Origin of the sequence: Nocardiopsis lucentensis DSM 44048, assembly GCF_000341125.1 — a bacterium.
Classification (GTDB): Bacteria; Actinomycetota; Actinomycetes; order Streptosporangiales; family Streptosporangiaceae; genus Nocardiopsis; species Nocardiopsis lucentensis.
In genome coordinates this window covers 1-2,584 of record NZ_ANBC01000825.1, presented here as the reverse complement: position 1 = coordinate 2,584, position 2,584 = coordinate 1, and the positions used below count along the sequence as shown (strand labels likewise).

The 2,584-nt window shown below is 71.9% G+C and carries 4 protein-coding genes; 1 reads left to right on the top strand and 3 read right to left on the bottom strand.

Annotated elements, in window-relative coordinates; translation table 11 throughout:
- The 3 genes from D471_RS0128770 to D471_RS42420 all read right to left on the bottom strand — a co-directional run.
- The coding region (locus D471_RS0128770) for a glycosyltransferase (RefSeq protein WP_017601823.1) at window positions 1–532 on the bottom strand (532 nt) is incomplete at its 3' end.
- Between the two features lie 151 nt (window positions 533–683).
- Window positions 684–1,490, bottom strand: a complete 807-nt coding sequence (locus D471_RS0128765) for a DeoR/GlpR family DNA-binding transcription regulator (RefSeq protein WP_017601822.1) — start codon at window positions 1,488–1,490, stop codon at window positions 684–686.
- 111 nt (window positions 1,491–1,601) lie between these two features.
- Window positions 1,602–1,736, bottom strand: coding sequence for a hypothetical protein (locus D471_RS42420; protein WP_017601821.1), 135 nt, complete (start codon window positions 1,734–1,736; stop codon window positions 1,602–1,604).
- Window positions 1,737–2,156: 420 nt separating this feature from the next.
- Here D471_RS42420 and D471_RS0128755 point away from each other — a divergent pair.
- Window positions 2,157–2,584, top strand: a 428-nt coding sequence (locus D471_RS0128755; RefSeq protein ID WP_017601820.1) for a 4'-phosphopantetheinyl transferase family protein, incomplete at its 3' end; no start/stop codon positions are given.

Sequence of the window (2,584 nt, the reverse complement as noted above, 5' to 3'; positions counted from 1 at the left end):
GGGCGTGGCCCCAGCCGCTGAGCAGGCGGCGGCGGGTCCCCCAGTTCTCGGAGAGGCTGCCGCCGGGCACGTACCGGCTGCCGATCACGACGCCGGCGTTGGTGGACATCAGGGTGCCGAGCAGCTGGGGCACGTAGCCCGCGGGGTGGCTGAGGTCGGCGTCCATCTGCACCACGTAGTCGGCGCCGTCGTCGAGCGCGCGGGTCATGCCCGCGACGTAGGCGCGCCCGAGCCCCTCCTTACGAGTGCGGTGCACGACCGTGACCCGGCCGTCGTACTCGACGGAGAGCTTGTCGGCGACCTCGCCGGTGCCGTCCGGCGAGTTGTCGTCCACGACGACGACGCCCAGGTTCGGCAGACCGAGCGCCATCAGCTGACCGACGAGCACCGGGAGGTTGGCCGCCTCGTTGTAGGTGGGGACGACGACGGTCAGGCGCGCCCGCGACCAGGGGTCGGGCAGGGCGACGGGGGAGGGTGTCACGCGGACCGGGGCGGATCCGGCGGCTTCTGGAGGTGTGGGCTGGACGTGCATGTGCGGCGGCTCCTGCGTGTGGACGACGGTGGGGGCGGTTGGCGAGCGGGTGAGGCCCAGGATCACGCATAGGGCGCCAACGGCACAAGCGTGCGTGAACGGTAGGGTACGTGTTTCCCTCCCCCGGAACGGACGAACGTTCCCCTCTTGGTCACTCTCCCCGTTCCTGGGCGACCACGGCCACGTGGACGAGGGCGCCGGTCTCCTCCAGGGTCATGAGCACCTCGGGGTCGGCGCTGCTGTCGGTCACCAGGTGGGCGATCTCCTCCGGGGCGACGGTGGACACCATGCTGTCGGCGCCGATCTTGGTGTGGTCGGCCAGCACGACGGTCTCCTCCGCGCACGCCGACAGCGCCCGGTCCACGGTGGCCACGGCCGGATTGGGGGTGCTCAGTCCGCGGTCGGCGCTGACACCGTTGCCCGACAGGAAGGCCCGGGTGACGCGGAGCCCGGCCAGGCTCCGTTCGGCGGCGGCGCCGACGAGCGCGCGGATGGGGCCGTGCAGGGTTCCCCCGGTCATCACCACCTCGGCCCCGGCGGAGTTCGCCAGAGCCTCGGCCACGCGCAGGGAGTTGGTGACGACGGTCAGTTCGGTGTGGGAGAGCAGTTCCCGGGCGAGGGCCTCGGTCGTGGTGCCGGGTCCGACGGCGATCGCCTCCCCGGGTCGGACCAGTCGCGCGGCGGAGGCGGCGATGGCCGCCTTCTCCGCGGCGCACTGCCCGCTGCGGCCGGAGTAGCTCTGTTCGTGGCCGATCCGGCCCGGCAGCGCCGCCCCTCCACGCCTTCGGTCGACCAGCCCCTCGGCCTCCAGTGCGCGGACGTCACGGCGGACGGTGACCTCGGAGGCGCCGACCTTGGCGGCGATGTCGCGCAGGGACAGGGTGCCGTGGGCGCGGACGAGTTCGAGGATGCGGTCCCTGCGTTCGGCGGCGAACGCCGGACGACTCTCCTCGGCCATGCACACGACCCCTTTCCGTACCGCTCAGTCCGCACGGGATCGGTCCCGCGTACCCCTCGACAGCCGCACCGGAGACGCCGCTCGCGACGAGCGGCGTCCACAGAACACGCCCTAGAGTACGGACCTGTCGTGTGAGGGGGGAGTCTCCGCACCGGACCCGTCCGAGAGGAGGGTCATCACGAGGACCGCGGACAGGAAGACGAGTCCGATGATCGCTCCGGTTCCGAACAGCACCACGACCGACATTCGGGCCTCCCAGGGGGACGGGCTGACCTGCCATCTGACCGATTCCCGGTTTCGGTCGGACTCACACCACCAACGGGGGGAACGTGGGACGGTTTCCGCCGCGCGCGTCGACTCGTCTCGGTCGCCGCCGAGCCTGCGCGAGGCGTTCAACGCGAGCGAACGCACCGATCCGAGGTTCTCCGACTGGTGGGGCGACGACTCCGAGGAGGCCTACGACACGGGGCTCGCCAACGCTGAGGTCCACCACCGGGTGGCGAACCCGCGCGCCGACGCGAGACCGCGCGAGCGGAGGGAAACGGGACACCGTCCCCAAGGCGCCGAACAGCTCCGGCCGTGGTGCCCCTGTGACGGGCCTTCCGGGCGGAAACGTCCAGGAGGCTGAGAGTCGCTGAGACTCACAGCAACGGCGACAATGGACGTATGACCCTCGGTTCCACCCTCGCACCCCTGACGTCCACGGTGTGGTGGGCGCACACGTCCATGGCGGCCGACCGGCTCCTGCGTCTGCTGGACGAGCAGGAGCGCGCCCGCAACGCCCGCTTCCGGCACCAGGCCGACCGCGACCGCCACTTGCTCGGCAGGGCGATGGCCCGGCTGACCTTGGCCGAACTGGTGTCGTGCCCGCCCGAGGAGGTGACCTTCGATCTGATCTGCCGATCGTGCGAGGAGAAGGAACGCACGGGCGCGGACCCGGGTGAGCGGGGTCCGCACGGCAAACCCGTCCCCTCCGGCCCCGTGCGCGGTTGGGAGGTGTCGGTCAGCCACTCCGGCGAGTGGGTGGTGCTGGCCGTGGCCGAAGGCGTGCCGGTCGGGGTGGACGTCGAACGGGTCTCGGCGGCGCGTGACCT

Bases quoted from the DNA above. Each gene is read 5' to 3' on its own strand.
- D471_RS42420 (WP_017601821.1), bottom strand. From the start codon at position 1,736: ATGTCGGTCGTGGTGCTGTTCGGAACCGGAGCGATCATCGGACTCGTC.
- D471_RS0128765 (WP_017601822.1), bottom strand. From the start codon at position 1,490: ATGGCCGAGGAGAGTCGTCCGGCGTTCGCCGCCGAACGCAGGGACCGC.